This is a genomic window from Kitasatospora sp. NPDC008050, assembly GCF_042957465.1.
Lineage (GTDB): Bacteria > Actinomycetota > Actinomycetes > Streptomycetales > Streptomycetaceae > Kitasatospora.
Map to the genome: position 1 here is coordinate 162,744 of NZ_JBIBIJ010000011.1, position 17,572 is coordinate 180,315.

A 17,572-nucleotide genomic window follows, 5' to 3' on the forward strand; every position below is an offset into this window, starting at 1 on the left:
CATGCGCATCGCCATCATCGGCGCCGGCATCGCCGGCCTCGTCACCGCGAAAGTGCTCACCCAAGCCGGACACGAGATCCAGGTGTTCGACCGGACGCCCGACGTCGGAGGCGTGTGGAGCCGGACACGACGCTACCCAGGACTGACGACGCAGAGCCCGAAGGCCCAGTACTCGTTCTCCGACTTCCCGATGCCCAAGGAATGCCCCGAGTGGCCCAGCGGCGAGCAGGTGCAGGCGTACCTGGCGGCATACGCCACGGCGTTCGGCCTCGACCGCAGGCTGCGGCTGAGCACCGAGGTGACCGCCGCGCGCCCGCGCGCCGACGCGGGTACCGACATCGTCGCAAGCGGTAGCAGCAGCGGTTGGACGATCGAGACAACGGACAGCGCGGGCACTCACTCCACCGAGGACTTCGACCAACTCGTCGTGGCGAACGGCGTGTTCTGCGAACCGGCCATCCCCTCGTACCCGGGCGTGGCGGACTTCACCGCGGCGGGCGGGCGGTTGTGCGCGGCCACCGACTTCCACGATGCCCAGGAGGCCCGGGGCAGGCACGTCCTGGTCGTCGGCTACGGAAAGTCCGCGTGCGACGTCGCGGTGGCGATCAGCGAGGTGGCCGAGAGTACCGATGTGATCGCGCGGCAACTGCTGTGGAAAGTGCCGCGCAGGATCGGCGGCTTCCTCAACTTCAAGATGCTGCTGCTGACCCGTATGGGGGAGGGACTCTTCCGCTATCTGCGGCTGCGCGGGTTCGAGAAGTTCCTGCACGGCCCGGGCAACGGTCTACGCCGCAGGATGGTCGACTCGATCGGGTCCGTCTCGGTGCGTCAGTTCGGCCTCCGGCGACTGGCTCTGGTCCCCCGCGGCAGCATGGAGGGCATCGTCCGAGGCGCCATCGGGCTCGCGACCGAAGGCTTCTTCGAAGCGGTCGCCGACGGCCGCATCGGGGTGCGCCGGGACCAGACGATCACCCGGCTGCTCGCCCGCAACGGCAGGCCGTTCGCCCAGCTCGCAGACGGAACGACGCTCCCGGCCGACCTCGTCGTGTGCGCGACCGGCTTCACCCAGGCCGTGCCGTTCCTCTCCCCGGAGTTGCAGGGGCGGTTGCTGGACGAGCGCGGGAACTTCATGCTCTACCGCCAGATCATGCCCCCGGACATCCCCGGGCTGTACTTCAACGGCTACAACTCCTCGTTCTTCAGCCCGCTCAACGCGGAGATGGCGGCCCTGTGGATCGCGGCGGCGATCGCGCGAGCGATACCGCTGCCGAGTCCGGAGAACGTGCGCCAGGCGGTCATCGACCAGTTGGCGTTCCTGGACACCGCGACCGACGGGCACCACTGCAAGGGCACGAAGATCATCCCGTTCTCGATGCACAACGTCGACGAGGTGCTGGGCGACCTCGGTCTCAACATCAACGTCCTGGTGCGCGCCTCGCACTGGCTCAACCCGATCAACCCGGCAGCCTACCGCCGCCTCACCCCGGCCCTGCTGCGCAAGCTCCCACGATTGGCAGCCCAACAACTTCCGGACGGGCGACCGCGGTCACGTGTTGTGCCAGAGCTGTAGCGGGCGGTATTCGATTCGTTGTTCCCAGGGCACCCAGGTGGGTGCCCGCTCGGCGGTTATCATGTGCCCGATAGGGCTTGCGACGCACAGGCCGTCCAGTTTCTCCTTGTTGACGGCAAGTCTGACCACCAGCTCACCGGTGATTCGGCCTATGCTGAGTGTCTCCAGATCCCATGTTCCGTGATGCACGCCGTCCCTGACCAGCTGTACAAGTTTGGGAGTACCGTTGCGGGAGACCATCTTGGCCTCTCCGAGCCGGCCCGACTCTTTCAGCGCATCGATCGCACCGAGAGCTGTTTCATCGTTGTAGGGGACGAGTCCGTCGAGTTCGGCGAAGTCAGCGAGGAGGTTGCTCGTCTTCTCCTTGCCTCCAGCACGAACGTCCGTAAGGTTTCTGTATCGAGGGTCGTGCGGATCGTTGATGCCGACCAGCCCGAATCGCCTCAGTCCGTGGACTATGCCGAGCACCAGCTCTTCGTCGTCGGTGGTGCCCGGACCGCCCACTATTCCTACGCGAGCATGTGGTGGCAGTAACCGAGAAAGATACTCCGCCATGTACACGCCTTGGTTGAAGTTCGGGTACACCAACGAGGCGTCGACGTCGAAGCGTGGCCGTTCGATACTGACGACAGGTATTCCATGTTCCCTGGCGTCGGCAACGGCATCGGCCGGTTCACGTGGATCAATCACGTAGAACACGATCGCGTCCACGTTCGCCGCGATGCCCTGCTGTATGATCTCGTTGGTCTTCTCAAGCCATGTTTCGTCACGGAAATCCGCGTATGCGACGCGGAGCTCGGTGCCGGCTTGTCGAAGCGTATGGTCGAGGGAATGGCACATGGCGTCCATGGAAGTGTTATCGCCATACCTGATGGGGCTCACGTAGAGAACCGGCACTGATCCACCTCTTGTTCGCCTGCTCAAATCCGGTGGTGGCAGGGACTTTTGCAGTATGCCTGTGGACCGGAGGACCGACACAGCGTGCCGGCCCTCCGGCGGCTCAGCCGAGCTGGGCCGGATGGCGCCTACTGAGCGTTGATCAGGCGGAAGGCAGCGCCCTGAAGCGGCTCCTGGGAGATCTGAGCGTTCGGGGACGTGTGCTCGTCCTCAGCCAGCAACTCCTCGCTGGTGGGCAGGTCGACAATGTTGACAGTGGGGGACATGTCTCCTTCTTTCTTCAGAGTTGACCCAAGGAGGGTCCTGATGTGTGCACTCGGTTTCGTATCGGATGGTCACACCGGTCAATCATCCGACGGTCTTCGAGTGAGCTGTGCCAAGTCCCAGATGTACCCACTCGGGACCCCACATCACGGGCGCCGCAGCGCGACGCCGGAATTGCGGGTAAGGGGATATGGTGCGGGCGTCGTAGCGCGGTTCGGCGAGCACAGCGCATATTTCTTCGGTCACCGCCGTCGCCAGGTGGTTACCAAGGCATACGTGTGGCCCTGTTCCGAACGCCAAGGCCTTACCCCGGTCACCGCGCCGGTAGTTGAAGACATCCGGGTCACGGAACCGGCGGGAATCCCGATTGGCGCGCAGTGCCACGATACGCACGAACTGCCCACGCAGAATGTGATGTGCACCGATGGTCACATCCCGGCCGGCACGTCGGACATTGACCTCCACCGCAGGGCAGGCGAACCTCAACGTCTCCTGCACCATGGCCTTCACGGTCCGCGCGTCCTCCCGAACACGCCGGACAAGGTCCTCATCGTTGAAGATCAGACACGCCGCAGACGCGATCAGGAAGATCGTGGTCTGCACGCCCGCTGTGTAGAGCGACCGAGCGTTGGCAGCCAACTCCGCTACTGACAGGCCACTGTGCTCTCCCGGCCCCGGTCCGTGCGCGGCACGGCCCAACAGGCTTCCAGCACAGACCTCGTTGGGGTTGGCCAACACATCGCGGACCAGCTCATGGATGCACTCGGCGGCTTCGGCCGCCTCAGCGGCCACGTCCCCGGACCAATGCGGGGTCGCAAGCGATCCGACCCTGGTGGTCGCCTCCGTCCAGCGCTCAAAATCAGCTCGCTTCGAGACCGGGATACCGATCACATCAGCCATCACCCACCGCACCAGCGGGCTCCCGATCTCGCTGACCACTTCCACGCGCCCAACCGCAAGGCGCTCCTCCATCAGTTCTCGTGCGATCTCGCGGGTCAGGCCGCGCCAGTCCACTACCGCATCCCGGGTGAACGGGGCGCGCAAGTGCCTACGAAGCCGCTGATGGGCCCTGCCGGTCGAATACAGCGGCAGGTGCTGAGCCTGCTCCCACAGCCCCTGGAGCGCCGTTCGTTCTCCCTCACCGAGCCCCTCGGTCGGCAGCGCCAGCCTGGGAATCTCCAACGCGGTCTCTCGCATGGCCGCGACAGCCTCTGCGTACCCTTCGACGATCCAGCATTTCAGCGACGTGCTGAAATACATGCCTTCGGTGGTCGCCGCACCGGACGCGGTATTGTCTTCCGGAGTCGGCCGGACCACATCTTCCTGGTGCACCTCGACAGCCACGACCAACTCCATTTAGTGTGACCTGACCGTCGACAAGCCCGTGAACGGTTCGATCCGCTCCGCCCGCGTCGCCGGGATCACCTTCCAATGCGGAACTCGGTCCGTCCCCGAAAGAGAACACCAGCTTTGGCCAGAAGGTGTTGACTGTCAAGACCTGTACGACCAAGGGTTCGCGCGGGAGTTTCACTGACCGGAACCGGTTGGACTCGTAAAGTCGGAGGTTTGATCGCCGGCCCGGTCTCGGTGAGGTAGCCGTTGAGCAGGTCGGGTCGGAACCGGATCTTTATCCAGGGCTGTTGCAATGGTCAGGGTCGCTATGGATCGCTGCTGGTCAGCCGATGCGCAGGATGCCCAATGGCCGGGTGAAAGAGTGGTAGGACATCTCGCGGATGGCGGCGACCACGTCGGTGTGGCCGGCCGCGCGGAGCCGGTTGATCGCCAGGCTGCGGTCCTGAGACGGGGCCGTCGGCACGGGTCGGGCAGTGGTGGACCGGTCGAGGGCTTAACCCACTCTCTGCTCGTCTCCTCGGCCGGGTCGCCGGACGAAGCGACCAGATGCCCCCTGGCAGTGAGCTCGATGGCGCCGGTCGCCTCGCCGGATCCTCCCCCTTTTCCCGAGCGCGGCAAGACATCGCAGGTATCCAACGGCGGGATCGTCCATGAGGCAGGCAGGCAGGCAGGCAGGCATCGGGAGCGCAAGTGGCGATATACGGAACGGCGGAATGCATGATGCGCCGTACGGTCAGCCTTCATGGATGCAGTCGTAGGGCCATAGCTTCACCAAGTAAGTCAAGACTTATCTTCAGGGAGCTTTGACCGTATGGTGTGGCTCGAATCGAAGGAGCCCCCTGTTGTCGAAAATGAATGATCCCGCTGTGCGTGCGGTTGAATCGGAGCGGGATTATGTGTCCTCCTTGTACGAGTTGCTCACCGAGCGGCTTTCCGAGGCGCGAGTACTCCGAGCGAGCGTGCTGAAGGCCCCGGCGGAAAGCGCCGGTGAGGCATACGAGAGAGAAATCGCCGCCGAGCGTCTGGCCAAGGAAATCGGCCGGCTGGAGGGAGCCGAAAAGGGGCTGGTCTTCGGGCGCATCGACTGGACGGATGGCACGGCCCTGCGCATCGGGCGGATCGGACTGCACAGGGAGGAGGATGACCTGCCTCTGCTCGTGGACTGGCGCGCGAACGCGGCGCGGCCCTTCTACGAGGCGACACCGGTCCACCCGATGGACCTGCGGCGGCGCCGGCACCTGCGCCTCGAGGAGCGCACGGTCATCGCGGTGAGCGACGAACTGCTGGACGGGACCGCCCCGACCGACGAGGACGTCGTGGGGGACGGCCCGTTGACCGAGGCTCTGTCGGCACGGCGTACGGGCAGGATGCACGCGGCCGTCGCGACGCTGCAGGCCGAGCAGGACGAGATCGTCCGCTCCGCCCACCGCGGGGTGACCGTGGTGCAGGGCGGGCCCGGCACCGGCAAGACGGTGGTCGCCCTGCACCGGGCGGCCTACGTCCTGTACGCGTTCCCGCGCGCCGCGGAGGAGGGTGTCCTGGTGGTGGGCCCGAACGCCCGGTTCCTCGACTACATCTCCCAGGTGCTTCCCTCGCTGGGAGAGAACGACGTCGTCCTGGCGACCTGCCGGGAACTGGCCGGAGTGTCCACGGACACGGTGGACCCGTTCGATACGGCGCGTCTCAAGGGCAGCTCCGACCTCGCCGACGCCCTGGCCGGCCTGCTGCGCGTCCACCAAGCCCCCGCCGGTGACTTCACCGTGCGGGTCGGACGGGAACTGGTTCACCTGTCCGGCGAGGAAGTCGCCACGGCACGCGCCGCCGCCGTGGCAGCCGCACCGGCGCACAACCCCGCGCGCCAGGTGTTCAGGGAGCTCTTGGTCGACGCCGTCACCGACGCGATGCAACGGGACATGGGCGACCTCCTGGAGCAGATCGACGCCGATGCCACCAGGATGACGGGCATGGACCTCGACCGGTTCACGGGAGCCGCCCAGCGCCGTGCCGAAGGTGCGGCCGACTCGGGTCCGGTCCACGAGCTGGACCTGGACGCCATCCGAGCCGATCTCCTCGACGACGCCGGCGTCGACCGAGCGGTCGAGGAGTTGTGGCCGCGGCTGGTACCCGGTGACCTCGTGAAGGCGCTCCTGACGAACGCCGGCGCTCTCGCCGAGCGCCTGCCCCGCCTGACCGCGCAGGAGCGGTCCCTTCTGCTGCGCGGTCCGGACGACCCGTGGACCGATGCCGATGTGCCGCTGCTGGACGAGGCGGCGAGCCTGGTCGACGGCCCCCCTGAGCGGACGTACGGGCACGTCGTCGTCGACGAGGCGCAGGAACTGACCGCCATGCAGTGGCGGATGATCGTCCGCCGCTGCCCGGCAAGGGCGATGACGCTGGTGGGTGACTTCGCCCAGGCAGGCCCGGTCGCGACAGCACGCGACTGGAAGGAAGCACTGAGCCCTCACGTCGGACCCCGGTTCAAACTGCACAACCTGACCGTCAGCTACCGCACCACGCAGGAGATCCTGGAGAGCGTGCGGGACCTGCTCACGCGGATCGCTCCGGACCAGAAGCCCACACGGTCACTGCGAAGCGGTGAGAGCCCTCGCGCCGTGACCACACCTCCGGACGGGTTGGTCACCGCCGTCTTTCAGGAACTCCGCGCCCAGAGCACCGCGCACCCGGGCGAGCTTCTGGGAGTGATCTGCGCGGACACCAGGGTGAGCGAGCTGACGGCCCAGGGCATCGCTCACCATGCACGCATCGTGCCGGCGTCCGAAGCACGCGGCCTGGAATTCGACGGGGTCGTCGTCATGAACCCCGAGGAAATCATCACGGCCCGCCCCGGTGGGGAAAGGGACTTGTACGTAGCCCTGACCCGGGCCACCAAGCGCCTGTGCACCATCACCGTCCAGCCCGCCTGACGACTCGGCGCCCGCGTCGCCGCCGCGGGCGCACCCGGCGCGGTACAGACACCGGCCAGCGGTACGGACACCGGCCCGCGCCGCTGGACGAGGACGTGCTCTGGGCGGTCGACGTCGCCGACGGCATGGAAGCATCCGGCAGCTACCAGGAATCCCGCCGCTTCTACGAACGCAAGCGCGCCGAAGGCATGCGACCCACCCAGGCCGTCCTCGCCCTGGCCCGACGACGCGTCAACGTCCTGTGGGCCCTCATCCGTGACGGACAGCGCTTCCGAGGTGGACTCCCTGTCACACCCTGTCTCAGCTGCTGTTTGACACCAGCATGAGGAGGTGAGCAGCTGGGGGCTTTCCGGAGGTGCGCTGAAGAGTGAATCGCTCAAACCTCGATGGCGCGCGCTCAGTCGATGTCACCGGAATGCTCGGGCCGAAACGCAAAGTGAGCCGTACGAGTTGGGGAGATGGTGGCATCTACCCTGGCCCGTACGGCTCTTTCGCGTCGTATCCGCACGGGCCTCTCGCGGCGTCGACTCGGGGCGCTCATCGCCGAGTTGGCGGGCCACACCCTGGCCAGCGCCGGCGACGACCGGACCGTGCGCGTGTGGACACTCGACGCCCGCCGGGCCACCGGCGCATCTGCGCCACCACCAGGAACACGCTCACCTCCCAGCAGTGGCAGCGCTGTGCTCCCGAGCTCCCCTACAGTCCGCCCATGCTCCTGAACCTGGTCGGCAGGAGGCGGAGAGCTGTGCCCCTCGGACCGGAACCGCGGTCCGAGGGGCACAGGGCAGGGCACTTCTAGGCGAACGGGGTACAGAACTTGGGCACCCCGGGCCCCTCGTAGCACGCGTGGGACTGGGTGCCCGCGTCATCGACGACACCCGTGGACCACGCCGGGTACCAGGCAGACTGGGTGGCGCCGGTGTTCTCGTTCCAGACCCAGATCTCGTCACCGGGCGCACCGTCACCACCCCGGGCCGCCCACGCGGTGCGGCAGGTGGGGCTGTAGCGAAGCATGATGTCGACGTTGCCCTGCCACACCGAGAAGAGGGTCTCCGCGTTCTGCTTGGGATCGCTGGCACAACTGGCCGCCGGCGCGGTGGTGGTGCTGGTGGCCGCATGCGCGGACACCGCCGGGCCCAGCGCCAGCAGGAGCCCGACGAGCGGCGCGAGAACCGCCGTGTGGCGAATCCGCTTCGTGATCATGTCTTCCCTCCGGAGTCGAACGCTCTTCCGTGCTCCCCGCCCTCCTGGACCGGTCACCCGGCGATGCGTTGACGTCAGGTCTAGCCGTCCGGGCGTTGTCCGGGGTCGGCGGACCCGCCCCGGACAACACAGTCCGGACAACCCGATCGGAGGACCAGGCGCAGTCCCCGCCCCGGATTGGCTCTCCGGGGCGGGGCGGGGCCTGGTGTCGGGGTGTCAGTGTTCCCATTGCGGGCGGCAGGAGCTGCGGGGTACGAGGATGGTGCGGTACCGGCCGGGTGTCCGGTTCATGGTGACTTGGTCGGTGACGCCTTGGTAGCGGCCCAGTGGGGTGTCGGCGGTGAAGGTCTGCGGGGGCAGGTAGGCGTGCTGTTCGCCGTGTCCGGCGGTTTCGTGGGCGTAGGTGTGGTCGAAGACGCCCATGGCGAGGATCCACAGGGCGGCGCGGGTCAGTGAGACGTGGACCCGGTAGCTGCCGCCGTGGGTGGCGCGGCGGGTGAGGGCCTCGGTGACGCCGGCGGCCAGGAGCCAGGAGACGATGTAGTCGTTGACCACCAGGATCGGTGGCAGTGCGGGGTGTTGGCCGCCGCCTTCGAGGAGCATCATGCCGGTCAGGCTTCCGGCGCTCTGGTCGAAGCCCACGCGGTCTGCCCAGGGGCCCTGTTCGCCGTTGAGTGAGGCGGTGGCGTGGATGATGCCGGGGCGCAGGTGCGCGGTCTCTTCCGCTGAGAGGCCGATCCGTGCCAGGTATCCGGGCCTGCGGTTGGCGTAGAAGACGTCTGCCGTGGTGAGCAGTTCGGTGATCTGTCGGGCGCCTTCGGCCTGGTAGGGGTCCACGGTGGCCGAGCGGACACCGACGTTGGCGCTGGCGTAGGTGAGGTCGTGTTCGAACTCGTCGGGGCGCCAGAGGTTGAGGACGTCGGCGCCGTGCAGGGCGAGGGCTCGGCCGAGGCCGGCGCCGGCGATCACGTGGCCCATGCCGAGGGCGCGTATGCGGGACAGGGGTTGGTCGGCGCCGCCGGGCAGCGGTTCGGGCTCGCTGTCGGCGATCTTGGTGATCTCGATCAGGGGCAGGTCGGCGAGGACTTCGCGGTAGTGCGCCTCGGTGAGCAGTTCGTCGGTGGTGCGCAGCATCGGCAGGACCACCCCGGCTGCTGCGGCGGCTTCCTCCAGTTCGCGGGCGTCGCGGCGGGCGATGGCGGTGGCCACCCGCTGCGGGTCGTCGGGGACGTCGAGCAGCCGCTGGGCGGCGATCTTGATTTTGGGGTAGGGGTTGAGGGGCATGACCCAGCGGTCGTCCGCCGTGCGGTAGAAACGGAAGCCCAGGGCCTGGGAGGGGTTTGACGAGGCGGTGGGTGGATGGCCGTTCAGCAGTTCCCACGTGCGGTCGTAGAAGGGGCAGAGCCGGTGCGGGGTCACCCGAAGGTCCACCGCGATGTCCTGTCCGGATCCGCCGCGCAGTCGCCAGAGTTTCGCGATGGCGGCGGACTTGGCGGCCAGGGCGATGGCGGAGGCGGCACCCAGGCGCAGGGTGCTCGGCACCACCGGGTCGGCACCGTGGAAGACGATGCTGCCGCCGGTGTCGGCGGGGCTCATGCCGATTCCGGCCAGGACCTCGGCGAGGTGGGCGTACGGGTCGAAGGCGTCGTGGGTCAGCGGGTTGGCGACCGCTTGGGTGAGCCGGTCAGTGAGCGTCATGGGGGTGCTCCGCGTCGGTCAGCAGCGTCTCGGGGACCAGGACGTGCTTGGCGCGCAGGTATTCGCCGACCGCCTTGCCGACCTGGTCGACCCGCAGGTTGGACGACCCGCCGGTGCCCAGCAGCCCGCGCAGGACGAAGTGCACCGCGTGCAAGTGCTCGAACTCGTGGCGGACCACGTCGAGGCCCCTGGCTTCCGGCATGAGCCGCCGCAGTTCGGCCGTGGTCAGGGCCTGGCGCAGCCACGGCCACGCGGCTCGGTCGCGGGCCCAGATCCCTACGTTGCTGTTGCCGCCCTTGTCGCCGCTGCGGGCGTAGGCGACCGTGCCCAGTGGCACCCGGCGCACCCGGGTGGCCGGTGCCGCGTCCTCGGGCTCGGGCTCGGGGTGGGTGGGCTGATGTGCCGTCGCGGTCTGCTCGGGCGGTGCGATGTCGATGGTTCGGGCGTCCGCGAGGACCACCCGGTGGGCCACGGCGGTCAGGTCCAGCAGTGCGGGCCAGTAGTCGATCCTGGGTTGCGGGCTGACCTGGGCGAGGGCCTGGCCGTCGAGGAAGAAGCCCGGGATGCTCTGCAGGTACAGGCTGCCCAGCCGGCGTGCCAGGTCGAGGCGCTCCAGCGGTTCGGGCTTGCGGGCGGTGGCCATGACCCGCAGCGCCACGGTCGCGTCCCACTGGGTCTCGGGGTCGGTGGCGGCGGTCCCGATCCTGGTGATGTCCAGCTCGTCCACGCCTGGGGGCAGGTCGTTGCCGAGTTGGGCGCGCAGCAGGTCCACCTTCTCCTCGACCTGGGGCGCGGTCACGTAGAGGGTGTTGACGACCGTGTGGCCGATGGGTGCGAAGAGCGCGACCTTGGTGGTCGGCGGCGGGGGCGATCCTGCGGCCCCGGAGACGCGGACCTGGTCGGGACCCACCGGGGCGAGGCGTACGTCCTCCAGGTGGACGGTGACGTCGGGGTTGAGGTAGCGCGGCCCCTGGATCTCGTAGACGAGTTGGGCGGTGACGGTGTCGACGGTGACCGCCCCGCCGTCGCGCCGGTGCTTGGTGATCACGCTGGTGCCGTCTTCGGCGATCTCGGCGATCGGGAAGCCGGGGGCGAGCATGCCCGGGATGCCGGTGAAGCCGGAGAAGTTGCCGCCGACGGCTTGCGGGCCGCATTCGATGATGTGCCCGGCGACGACCGCACCGGCCAGCCGGTCCCAGTCCGTGCTACTCCACCCGTGCCACCACGCCGCCGGGCCCAGGACCAGGGAGGCATCGGTGACCCGGCCGCACACGACGATGTCCGCGCCCTCGGCCAGCGCCCGCGCGATGCCCCACCCGCCGAGGTAGGCGTTGGCTGCTACCGGCGCCGCACCCCACGAGGACAGCGGGCGACCGCTGTCGAGGTGCTCCAACCGATGCCCCGCCGCCGCCAGTTCGGGCAGGCGGGACAGCAGGTTGTCGCCCTCGACGTGGGCTACCGAGACGTCGAGGCCCGCCTCGGCGGCCAGTGCGCGCACGGCCTGGGCCAGGGCGGCGGGCTTGAATCCGCCCGCGTTGGTCACCACCTTGACCCGCCGCTGGGCCAGCGTGGCCAGGTGGGGCCGCAACTGGTCGAGGAAGTACTCGACGTAGCCCCGCGCCGGATCCTCCTGACAGCGCGCCGACAGACCGGCGAGGGTGATCTCCGCGAGGTAGTCACCGACCAGCACGTCGACCGGGTCACCGGCCACGGCCTCGTCGATGGCGGTGTACCGGTCTCCGAGGTAGCCGGAGAAGTTGGCGATGCGAACGGGGGGTCGACCGCTCATGGTCAACACCTTCCTGTGGGGTGGGCTCTTCCCGTTCGACGTTAGGAGGCGACCGTCCCCGCCGGCCACGACCAATGCCCGCACACGCACATGACCACAGCGGTCACACGGGAGTTGTGAGATGGGCGTATGTTGAGGCAGATGGACATGCTGCACCTGCGGTACTTCGTGGCCGTCGCCGAGGAACTGAACTTCACCCGCGCCGCCGCACGCCTGCACATGGCCACCTCCCCGCTCAGCCAGCGCATCAAGGACCTGGAACGCGAACTCACCACCCCCCTGTTCGTCCGCACCCACCACAAGGTCGAACTCACCCCCGCCGGCGAGGCGCTGCTGCCGGCGGCCCGCGACGTGATCAGACAGTTCGAGGCCATCCCCGGCCTGGTCCACACGGCGGCCCGCGCCCATCCGCGCACCGCCGTCATCGGCATCGCACCCGACGTCTCCACCGAACTGCGCACCCGCTTCCTGGGCACCCTCGCCGGCCGGCACCCAGACCTCCCCGTACGGCTGCACCCCGCCAGTACCGAGCCCCTGGTGCGGTCGCTGCTCAGCGGCGAGATCGACATGGGTTTCCTCCACGGTCCCGTCACCGGCCCCGGTATCCGCACCCTCGACCTGGAGACGGTCCCGGTGGCCGTGGTCGTGGGACGGGGAACCGGCTTCGACGAACGCACAGCGGTCCGGCTGGAAGAACTCGCCCACCTGCCGTTCGCCTCGATCGGCTATGACGCCGCACCGGAGATCTACCACCGACTGGACGAGGTCCTGAACCGGGTCGCGGTCCGCAAACGCATCGGACTCGAAGGACACAACTTCGCCGGCCTGGCCCACCTGGTCGCCGCAGGACAGGCGTTCACCCTCATCGCCCTGGGCAGCGGCACCACGGGCAAGGCCTTCACCGGCGAGCCCGTCGTGACCCTCGGCATCGAAGGCAGCGATCTCACCCTCACCACCGTCGCCGCCTGGCACCAGGACCGGCCCGAGCCCGGCCAGATGCTCGCCGGCCTCGCCGCCACCCTCACCAAAGGCCTACCCTCACCAAAGGCTTACCCGCCGCCCACACCCCCACCGGTGCCGCGGACGGTCCCGCGCGACCTCACCTCCACAATGCTTGAGGTTAGTGGGAGGTGGAGTTGGCGGCGTCCTCGATGAGGTGGGTGACGGCTGCGGGGTGGGAGATCATCGCGACGTGTGAGCTGTTGACCTCGACCGTGTGGGATCCGGCGCGCTCGGCCTCGAAGCGTTCGACGTCGGCGCCCAGGGTCTTGTCCTGGGTGGCGATCATGGCCCATGAAGGGATGGTGTGCCAGGCGGCGGCGGTGGCGGTGGAGGCGAAGGTGGCGGCGGTGACGGGCCGTTGCTCGGCCGCCATGAGGTTGGTCTGGGAGGTGGGTACGTCGGCTGCGAAGACGTCGTGGAAACGGGCGGGGTCGATGTACAGGTCGGTTCCGCCGGTGCCGTCGGCGTTGGCGTACGGGAGGGGCTTGAGGGCGGGCTGGAGCTGGGCCTGGGTGGACCTGGCGGTCAGTGCGCCGAGGACCTCTCCCTTGTCGGGCATCAGCGCGGCGATGTAGACGAGGGCCTTGATCTGGGGGTTGCCGGCGGCGGCCTGGGTGATGACGGCGCCACCGTAGGAGTGGCCGACGAGCACGATCGGCCCTTGGATGCCCTTGAGGACGCTGGTGAGGTAGGCGGAGTCCTCGGGCAGTCCGCGCAGCGGGTTGGCGGGGGCGATGACGGTGTAGCCGTCGTGTTGCAGGCGCTGGGCCACGCCGTTCCAGCCGGAGGCGTCCGCGAACGCGCCGTGCTCCAGCACGACGGTCGGCTTGGCCTTGGCCGGGGCGGAGTGGGCCGATGCCACCGGGGTCAGTGAGGCGCCCAGGAGTGCTGCCCCGACTGCTGCGAGGCTCACGGTACGCACGCGGACATGACGATGACGCATGATGTTTTTTCCTAGGGGTTGAGAGGGCCCGGCCGGGAAGGCGGCCGGGTGTGGGGCAGCGAGCGCTTGGTGCGCGGCGCGGCGTGCACCGTCCAGCCGCGGAAGGGGGCTACTCGACGATCAGGGTGAGCGGGATGTTGCCGCGGGTCGCGCAGCGTCACCTCGATGCCGAAGCCGCCGTCGGGGCTCGCGGTGTCGGGGTGGAAAGTGCTCAGCCGAGGTCGGCCTTGTCGAGCCAGGTGAGGGAGTGGTCGGCGAGTTCGCGCCAGCCGTGGTCGACGGTGAGGGAGTGGCCGCGGTCGTCGAAGCGGTGGTAGTCGGTGGTGGCCGGGGAGTTGCGGTACTGCTTGTGGGTGGAGCGGGTGAGGACGTCGGGGACGGTGTGGTCGAGCTTGCCGGAGAGCAGCAGCAGGGGGCCGCGGGTGCGGTTGGCGGTGTCGACCTTGGCGGGTGAGTGGGGGGCGAAGTTGCTCAGGGCGAGCTGGAAGAGGGGGCGGGCGGGGCTGGGAATGGTCCATTCCTGGAACAGCTCGTCGGATTCCTGCTGTTCGACGGCGTTGGCGAAGGCGTAGCGGAACTGGGCGGGGTCGAGCGAGACGGCGCGCTTGGTGTTGGCGGGGTTGCGCAGGAACGCGAAGGCGGATTTGGCCTGGGCGGGTCCGACGGCCTTGACGCCCTTGATCTGGCCGGGGCAGATGGCGACGGCCGCGCGTGCCAGGTTCTGGCCCAGGAGGTGCTGGGCGATGAAGCCGCCCACGGAGTGGCCGATCAGGATGGGCGGGGTGTCCAGGTCGCGGATGATCCGGGCGTGGTGGGCGGAGATCTCGGCGAGGCCGACGCCGCCCTGCCGGTCGGGGTTCCTGCGGGCCTCGGCGACGGTGGCGGGCACGCCCGGCCACTCGGGCAGGATCGGCTCGTAGCCGGCGTCGCGGAACCGGTCGGCCCACGGCCGCCAGCTCGCCGAGTGGAGCCACAGGCCGTGGATGAACATGACGGGGGTGCGGTTGGCGGGCATGGCGGGGTGGCTCCTTGGTGGGTTCGGGGCACGGTCGGGCTGCCTGCGGGCGGTATCCGTGGAAGCGGCGCCAGCAGAGCAGAAGGACCGTTCTCTCTCCTCTCAAAGGTAGAACGCTCCTTCTGTCAGCGTCAAGTCATGACGACGAATGATTCGAGTCCGCCGCAGGAGCGCATCCTGGCCGCGGCGATGAGGCTCTTCTGTGCGCAGGGCGTGCGGGGCGCTTCGTTGAGACCTGCTCCACTGGCCGAGCACGCTATTTCCCCGCGACTGGCCGCCGCGCCGCGCGAGGCCTGTGCGTGGCCCAAAATACCTGTCCCGGCCACCTGAAAGGCGGCCGGGACGTCTGCCTCAAATGCTATGACGAATGAATGATCCGGAATGTTCCGCCTGGGCTAGGGCTTGGGGCACCAGGGCGTGGGGCCGGTCACATCTTTCGCGATGTGGCTTTGGCTGTCCTGAAGATAGCCGCTCCAGGAAAAGGGGGCGGAATCGCAGGTGAAGGGCCCCTTTCCCGTGCTGACGGTAATGCTCCGAGAAGATCCTTGTGGGATGCTCCCCAAGCGGCAGTACATGTCGCTGATCTTGTTTCCTGGAATTTCAGTGCACCCCCCGCTCGGGGAATCAATGCCGAGAGAATAGTAGCTCCTGGCAAGCATGATTCCCGCGGTCCTGTCCGTCGGGTAGTCATTGGTGATCGTCAGCGTGTATGTGGCGCGCTCCCGGCCGTTGGCGTCCCGGTAGACCTTGGGATCGCTGATGTTCGCCCGTAGCCGCTCAGGATCGGTGGGCGTTGTAAAGGGTGCTTCCAGGCTCATCGGTCCAGAGGTGTGCACGCCGTACCGGCCTTCCCCCGACTCGTACCAGGATCCGTCGAGATAGACGTCTGCCGACACCTCGTACTTGCCGGGGCCGGGGTATTGAAGGCGCTCGCCGAGGCTGAAATGCCCGATCTCGTCGCCATCTTTCTTGAGGGCGTAGTGAACCGACCTGGACGTACAGGCCCGGTACGCGGAGAGCGCACCCGGTTTGCACTCTCCCCGCAATGTGATCCACATGTCGTGCCCGTTCTCCCGAAGACACAGATCCCCTCGCGTCCACTTTCCGGAGCTGCCGTCGAAGTACTTCTCGGCGCAGGTGCTCTCCGTTTTCGACGGGGCGGCATCGGCGGTGCCGGCTGCGGCCAGGGTGAGAGTCCCGGTGAGAGCAAAGGCGGTGATGATGCGCAGATGATTGGCCATGCTCCGGTGAACGAGCGAGATGGTCAGCGGTTACGCCACTGATGTTGAAATCATGTTGTCAGCCTTTGGTTCGCGGCTACGATCCCGCACTCCTGAGAGCCGTGGCCAGGCTCACCGACGGCGCTCCGTCGAGTTCGTGCTCCTCGATCCCGGACACCACCAACCGTCCCGCGTATCGGTGGTCCAGGTGCTCCCGGGCTGCCCGGATGGCTGACTCCCTCCGCGCGTTCCTCGTGGCAGCGCTCTGCCCCACCGCTGTGCGGTGGGGCAGAGGAGGCGGGGGAGCGGGGTTCAGGGCGCGAGGTGGAAACCGGCGCCGACGCCGCCGCGTGCGTTCAGGTCGGCCAGGATGCTCGTGATCCGGGTGTGGTGGAAGGCGCCCCACGCGTTGCCGATCAGGGTGTTGCCCGCCACGGTGGGGGAGCCGGAGTCGCCGCCCCAGGTCCAGATCAGGCTGGTGAACCAGATCGGGTCACTGCCCGTCAGGACACCGCAGGTCAGGCCGGTGCGCCAGCCCTGCTTGCAGATCCGGGTCCCGACCGGCGGGATGTCCCCGATCGAGGTGATCGTCACACCGCCGACGGTGTTCGTGGGGGCGACCTTGGTCGGGTCGAGCTGGATCACCGCGTAGTCCAGGCCGGCCGGTCCGCCGGAGGCCAGGTTGTTCGGCGTGCTGACGTAGGTGGAGGTGCCGACCGCCCCGGCCGCCGCGTCGTGGACCACCTGCTGGGCTGTCGGGAGCGGAGCCGCGCTGAGGCCCTGGCCGCTCGGCGCGGTGGTCTTGTAGACCTTGTCGCCCACCAGCTTGTTGCCCGCCGGGTCGATGAAGCAGTGGGCATTGGTCAGGCCCACCAGGTTCCCCGCCGCGTCGTACCCGACGGCGGTCAGGGTGCAGATCTCGTAGTGCAGGGTGTTCGGGTCGGTCGGATTGTGCACCTGGACCAGGATCCCGTCGCCACCGCCGATGGTCATCGACGGGGCCGGTTGGGCGGCCCGGACGGGCTGCGCGGGCTGGATGGGCTGCGCGGCGAGGGCGGGCTGCGCGGCGACGGCGAGCGTGCCTGCCAGGACGGCCGTGAGGCCGAGGACGTGCCGCGTGCGTCGGAACATGGAACCACTCTCCAGGGGTCGGTGTGACTGATCGGCCGTGCCCGGGTGTGCCGGAGGCACGGCGTCGTTCGGCGCCGTTCGCCGGGGACGGCCATGCCCGCAAGTCCCCTGACCGGGGCACGTGCCGGGATCACCGACAGGGTCGAGGGGCCCGCACGACTCGGTGACGGGCGTGACGTGGTGCGGTGCGGTGCGGCGTACGGTGGTCACCGCAGCCGCGGGCAGGACGCGTCTCTCATCGGGCCCCCGAGGGATTGGCTGAGCGCGACCGGCGGACGGCGTTGTTGGTCCGGGCACTGACCATCTCAGCGCAGCACCCCCGGCCTGCGCCAGAGTGATCCCTGGCGTAGTTGAGCCATTCGCCCAGGTACGCCTGCCGGAGATCCGATCGAGGATGCCGCAGTGCCGCAGCACCTGCAGATGGCTCCACACGTACGAGGCCAGGCCGCCCATGGGTAGGCTCACGCGATCTTCGCCGGTCGTCCGCCCCGGCGCAGGCCCTTCTCGCTGCGGATGCGGGCTCGCTCGCGGCGCTGGGCCGCGAGGACATCTGGCGGGCGGGC

14 protein-coding genes are annotated in these 17,572 nt (G+C 68.5%); 3 read left to right on the forward strand and 11 right to left on the reverse strand.

Going from position 1 to position 17,572, the window contains the following annotated elements:
* The first annotated feature begins 1 nt into the window (after position 1).
* Entirely contained in the window at positions 2-1,570 is a 1,569-nt protein-coding gene (locus ACFZB9_RS22645) for a flavin-containing monooxygenase (protein WP_391449772.1), read from the forward strand.
* Here ACFZB9_RS22645 and ACFZB9_RS22650 read toward each other — a convergent pair.
* The 4 genes from ACFZB9_RS22650 to ACFZB9_RS22665 form a co-directional block, all read right to left on the reverse strand.
* Positions 1,547-2,467, reverse strand: a complete 921-nt coding sequence (locus ACFZB9_RS22650) for a sugar ABC transporter substrate-binding protein (protein ID WP_391449774.1) — start codon at positions 2,465-2,467, stop codon at positions 1,547-1,549. The genes ACFZB9_RS22645 and ACFZB9_RS22650 overlap by 24 nt on opposite strands.
* Before the next feature lie 128 nt (positions 2,468-2,595).
* Positions 2,596-2,733: a hypothetical protein gene (locus ACFZB9_RS22655; RefSeq protein ID WP_391449776.1), complete on the reverse strand. Its 138-nt coding sequence runs from the start codon at positions 2,731-2,733 to the stop codon at positions 2,596-2,598.
* A gap of 82 nt (positions 2,734-2,815) precedes the next feature.
* Positions 2,816-4,075: a cytochrome P450 gene (locus tag ACFZB9_RS22660; protein WP_391449778.1), complete on the reverse strand. Its 1,260-nt coding sequence runs from the start codon at positions 4,073-4,075 to the stop codon at positions 2,816-2,818.
* A gap of 331 nt (positions 4,076-4,406) precedes the next feature.
* Entirely contained in the window at positions 4,407-4,547 is a 141-nt protein-coding gene (locus tag ACFZB9_RS22665; protein WP_391449780.1) for a hypothetical protein, read from the reverse strand.
* A 433-nt stretch (positions 4,548-4,980) separates the two neighbouring features.
* Between ACFZB9_RS22665 and ACFZB9_RS22670 the strand changes: the two genes are divergently transcribed.
* On the forward strand, positions 4,981-7,008 hold the full coding sequence (locus tag ACFZB9_RS22670; protein ID WP_391449968.1) for a HelD family protein: 2,028 nt from the start codon (positions 4,981-4,983) through the stop codon (positions 7,006-7,008).
* Between the two features lie 795 nt (positions 7,009-7,803).
* Here the strand turns inward: ACFZB9_RS22670 and ACFZB9_RS22675 are convergent.
* The 3 genes from ACFZB9_RS22675 to ACFZB9_RS22685 form a co-directional block, all read right to left on the reverse strand.
* Positions 7,804-8,211 (reverse strand): DUF2690 domain-containing protein, encoded by a 408-nt coding sequence (locus tag ACFZB9_RS22675; RefSeq protein WP_391449782.1) that lies wholly within the window; start codon positions 8,209-8,211, stop codon positions 7,804-7,806.
* A 216-nt stretch (positions 8,212-8,427) separates the two neighbouring features.
* On the reverse strand, positions 8,428-9,909 hold the full coding sequence (locus ACFZB9_RS22680; protein ID WP_391449784.1) for a CoA transferase: 1,482 nt from the start codon (positions 9,907-9,909) through the stop codon (positions 8,428-8,430).
* Positions 9,896-11,698: an acyclic terpene utilization AtuA family protein gene (locus tag ACFZB9_RS22685; protein ID WP_391449786.1), complete on the reverse strand. Its 1,803-nt coding sequence runs from the start codon at positions 11,696-11,698 to the stop codon at positions 9,896-9,898. The genes ACFZB9_RS22680 and ACFZB9_RS22685 overlap by 14 nt, the downstream gene beginning before the upstream one ends.
* A 141-nt stretch (positions 11,699-11,839) precedes the next feature.
* On the opposite strand from ACFZB9_RS22685, the gene ACFZB9_RS22690 reads away from it, so the two are divergent.
* A complete protein-coding gene (locus ACFZB9_RS22690) occupies positions 11,840-12,853 on the forward strand; it encodes a LysR family transcriptional regulator (RefSeq protein ID WP_391449788.1) in 1,014 nt (337 codons plus the stop codon).
* Here the strand turns inward: ACFZB9_RS22690 and ACFZB9_RS22695 are convergent.
* The 4 genes from ACFZB9_RS22695 to ACFZB9_RS22710 form a co-directional block, all read right to left on the reverse strand.
* Positions 12,819-13,613, reverse strand: a complete 795-nt coding sequence (locus ACFZB9_RS22695) for an alpha/beta fold hydrolase (protein WP_391449790.1) — start codon at positions 13,611-13,613, stop codon at positions 12,819-12,821. The genes ACFZB9_RS22690 and ACFZB9_RS22695 overlap by 35 nt on opposite strands.
* Before the next feature lie 241 nt (positions 13,614-13,854).
* The gene (locus ACFZB9_RS22700; protein WP_391449792.1) at positions 13,855-14,658 is read right to left on the reverse strand and encodes an alpha/beta hydrolase; all 804 of its coding nucleotides are present in this window, start codon (positions 14,656-14,658) and stop codon (positions 13,855-13,857) included.
* A 395-nt stretch (positions 14,659-15,053) separates the two neighbouring features.
* Positions 15,054-15,899, reverse strand: coding sequence for a hypothetical protein (locus ACFZB9_RS22705; RefSeq protein WP_391449794.1), 846 nt, complete (start codon positions 15,897-15,899; stop codon positions 15,054-15,056).
* A gap of 291 nt (positions 15,900-16,190) precedes the next feature.
* Positions 16,191-17,009, reverse strand: coding sequence for a peptidase S1 (locus tag ACFZB9_RS22710; protein WP_391449796.1), 819 nt, complete (start codon positions 17,007-17,009; stop codon positions 16,191-16,193).
* Positions 17,010-17,572 lie beyond the last annotated feature (563 nt).

What these genes read in the sequence shown, in the direction of transcription:
- ACFZB9_RS22685 (WP_391449786.1), bottom strand. Translation starts at nt 11,698, where the DNA reads ATGAGCGGTCGACCCCCCGTTCGCATCGCCAACTTCTCCGGCTACCTC.
- ACFZB9_RS22710 (WP_391449796.1), bottom strand. Translation starts at nt 17,009, where the DNA reads ATGTTCCGACGCACGCGGCACGTCCTCGGCCTCACGGCCGTCCTGGCA.
- ACFZB9_RS22645 (WP_391449772.1), top strand. Translation starts at nt 2, where the DNA reads ATGCGCATCGCCATCATCGGCGCCGGCATCGCCGGCCTCGTCACCGCG.
- ACFZB9_RS22655 (WP_391449776.1), bottom strand. Translation starts at nt 2,733, where the DNA reads ATGTCCCCCACTGTCAACATTGTCGACCTGCCCACCAGCGAGGAGTTG.
- ACFZB9_RS22680 (WP_391449784.1), bottom strand. Translation starts at nt 9,909, where the DNA reads ATGACGCTCACTGACCGGCTCACCCAAGCGGTCGCCAACCCGCTGACC.
- ACFZB9_RS22690 (WP_391449788.1), top strand. Translation starts at nt 11,840, where the DNA reads ATGGACATGCTGCACCTGCGGTACTTCGTGGCCGTCGCCGAGGAACTG.
- ACFZB9_RS22675 (WP_391449782.1), bottom strand. Translation starts at nt 8,211, where the DNA reads ATGATCACGAAGCGGATTCGCCACACGGCGGTTCTCGCGCCGCTCGTC.
- ACFZB9_RS22700 (WP_391449792.1), bottom strand. Translation starts at nt 14,658, where the DNA reads ATGCCCGCCAACCGCACCCCCGTCATGTTCATCCACGGCCTGTGGCTC.
- ACFZB9_RS22705 (WP_391449794.1), bottom strand. Translation starts at nt 15,899, where the DNA reads ATGGCCAATCATCTGCGCATCATCACCGCCTTTGCTCTCACCGGGACT.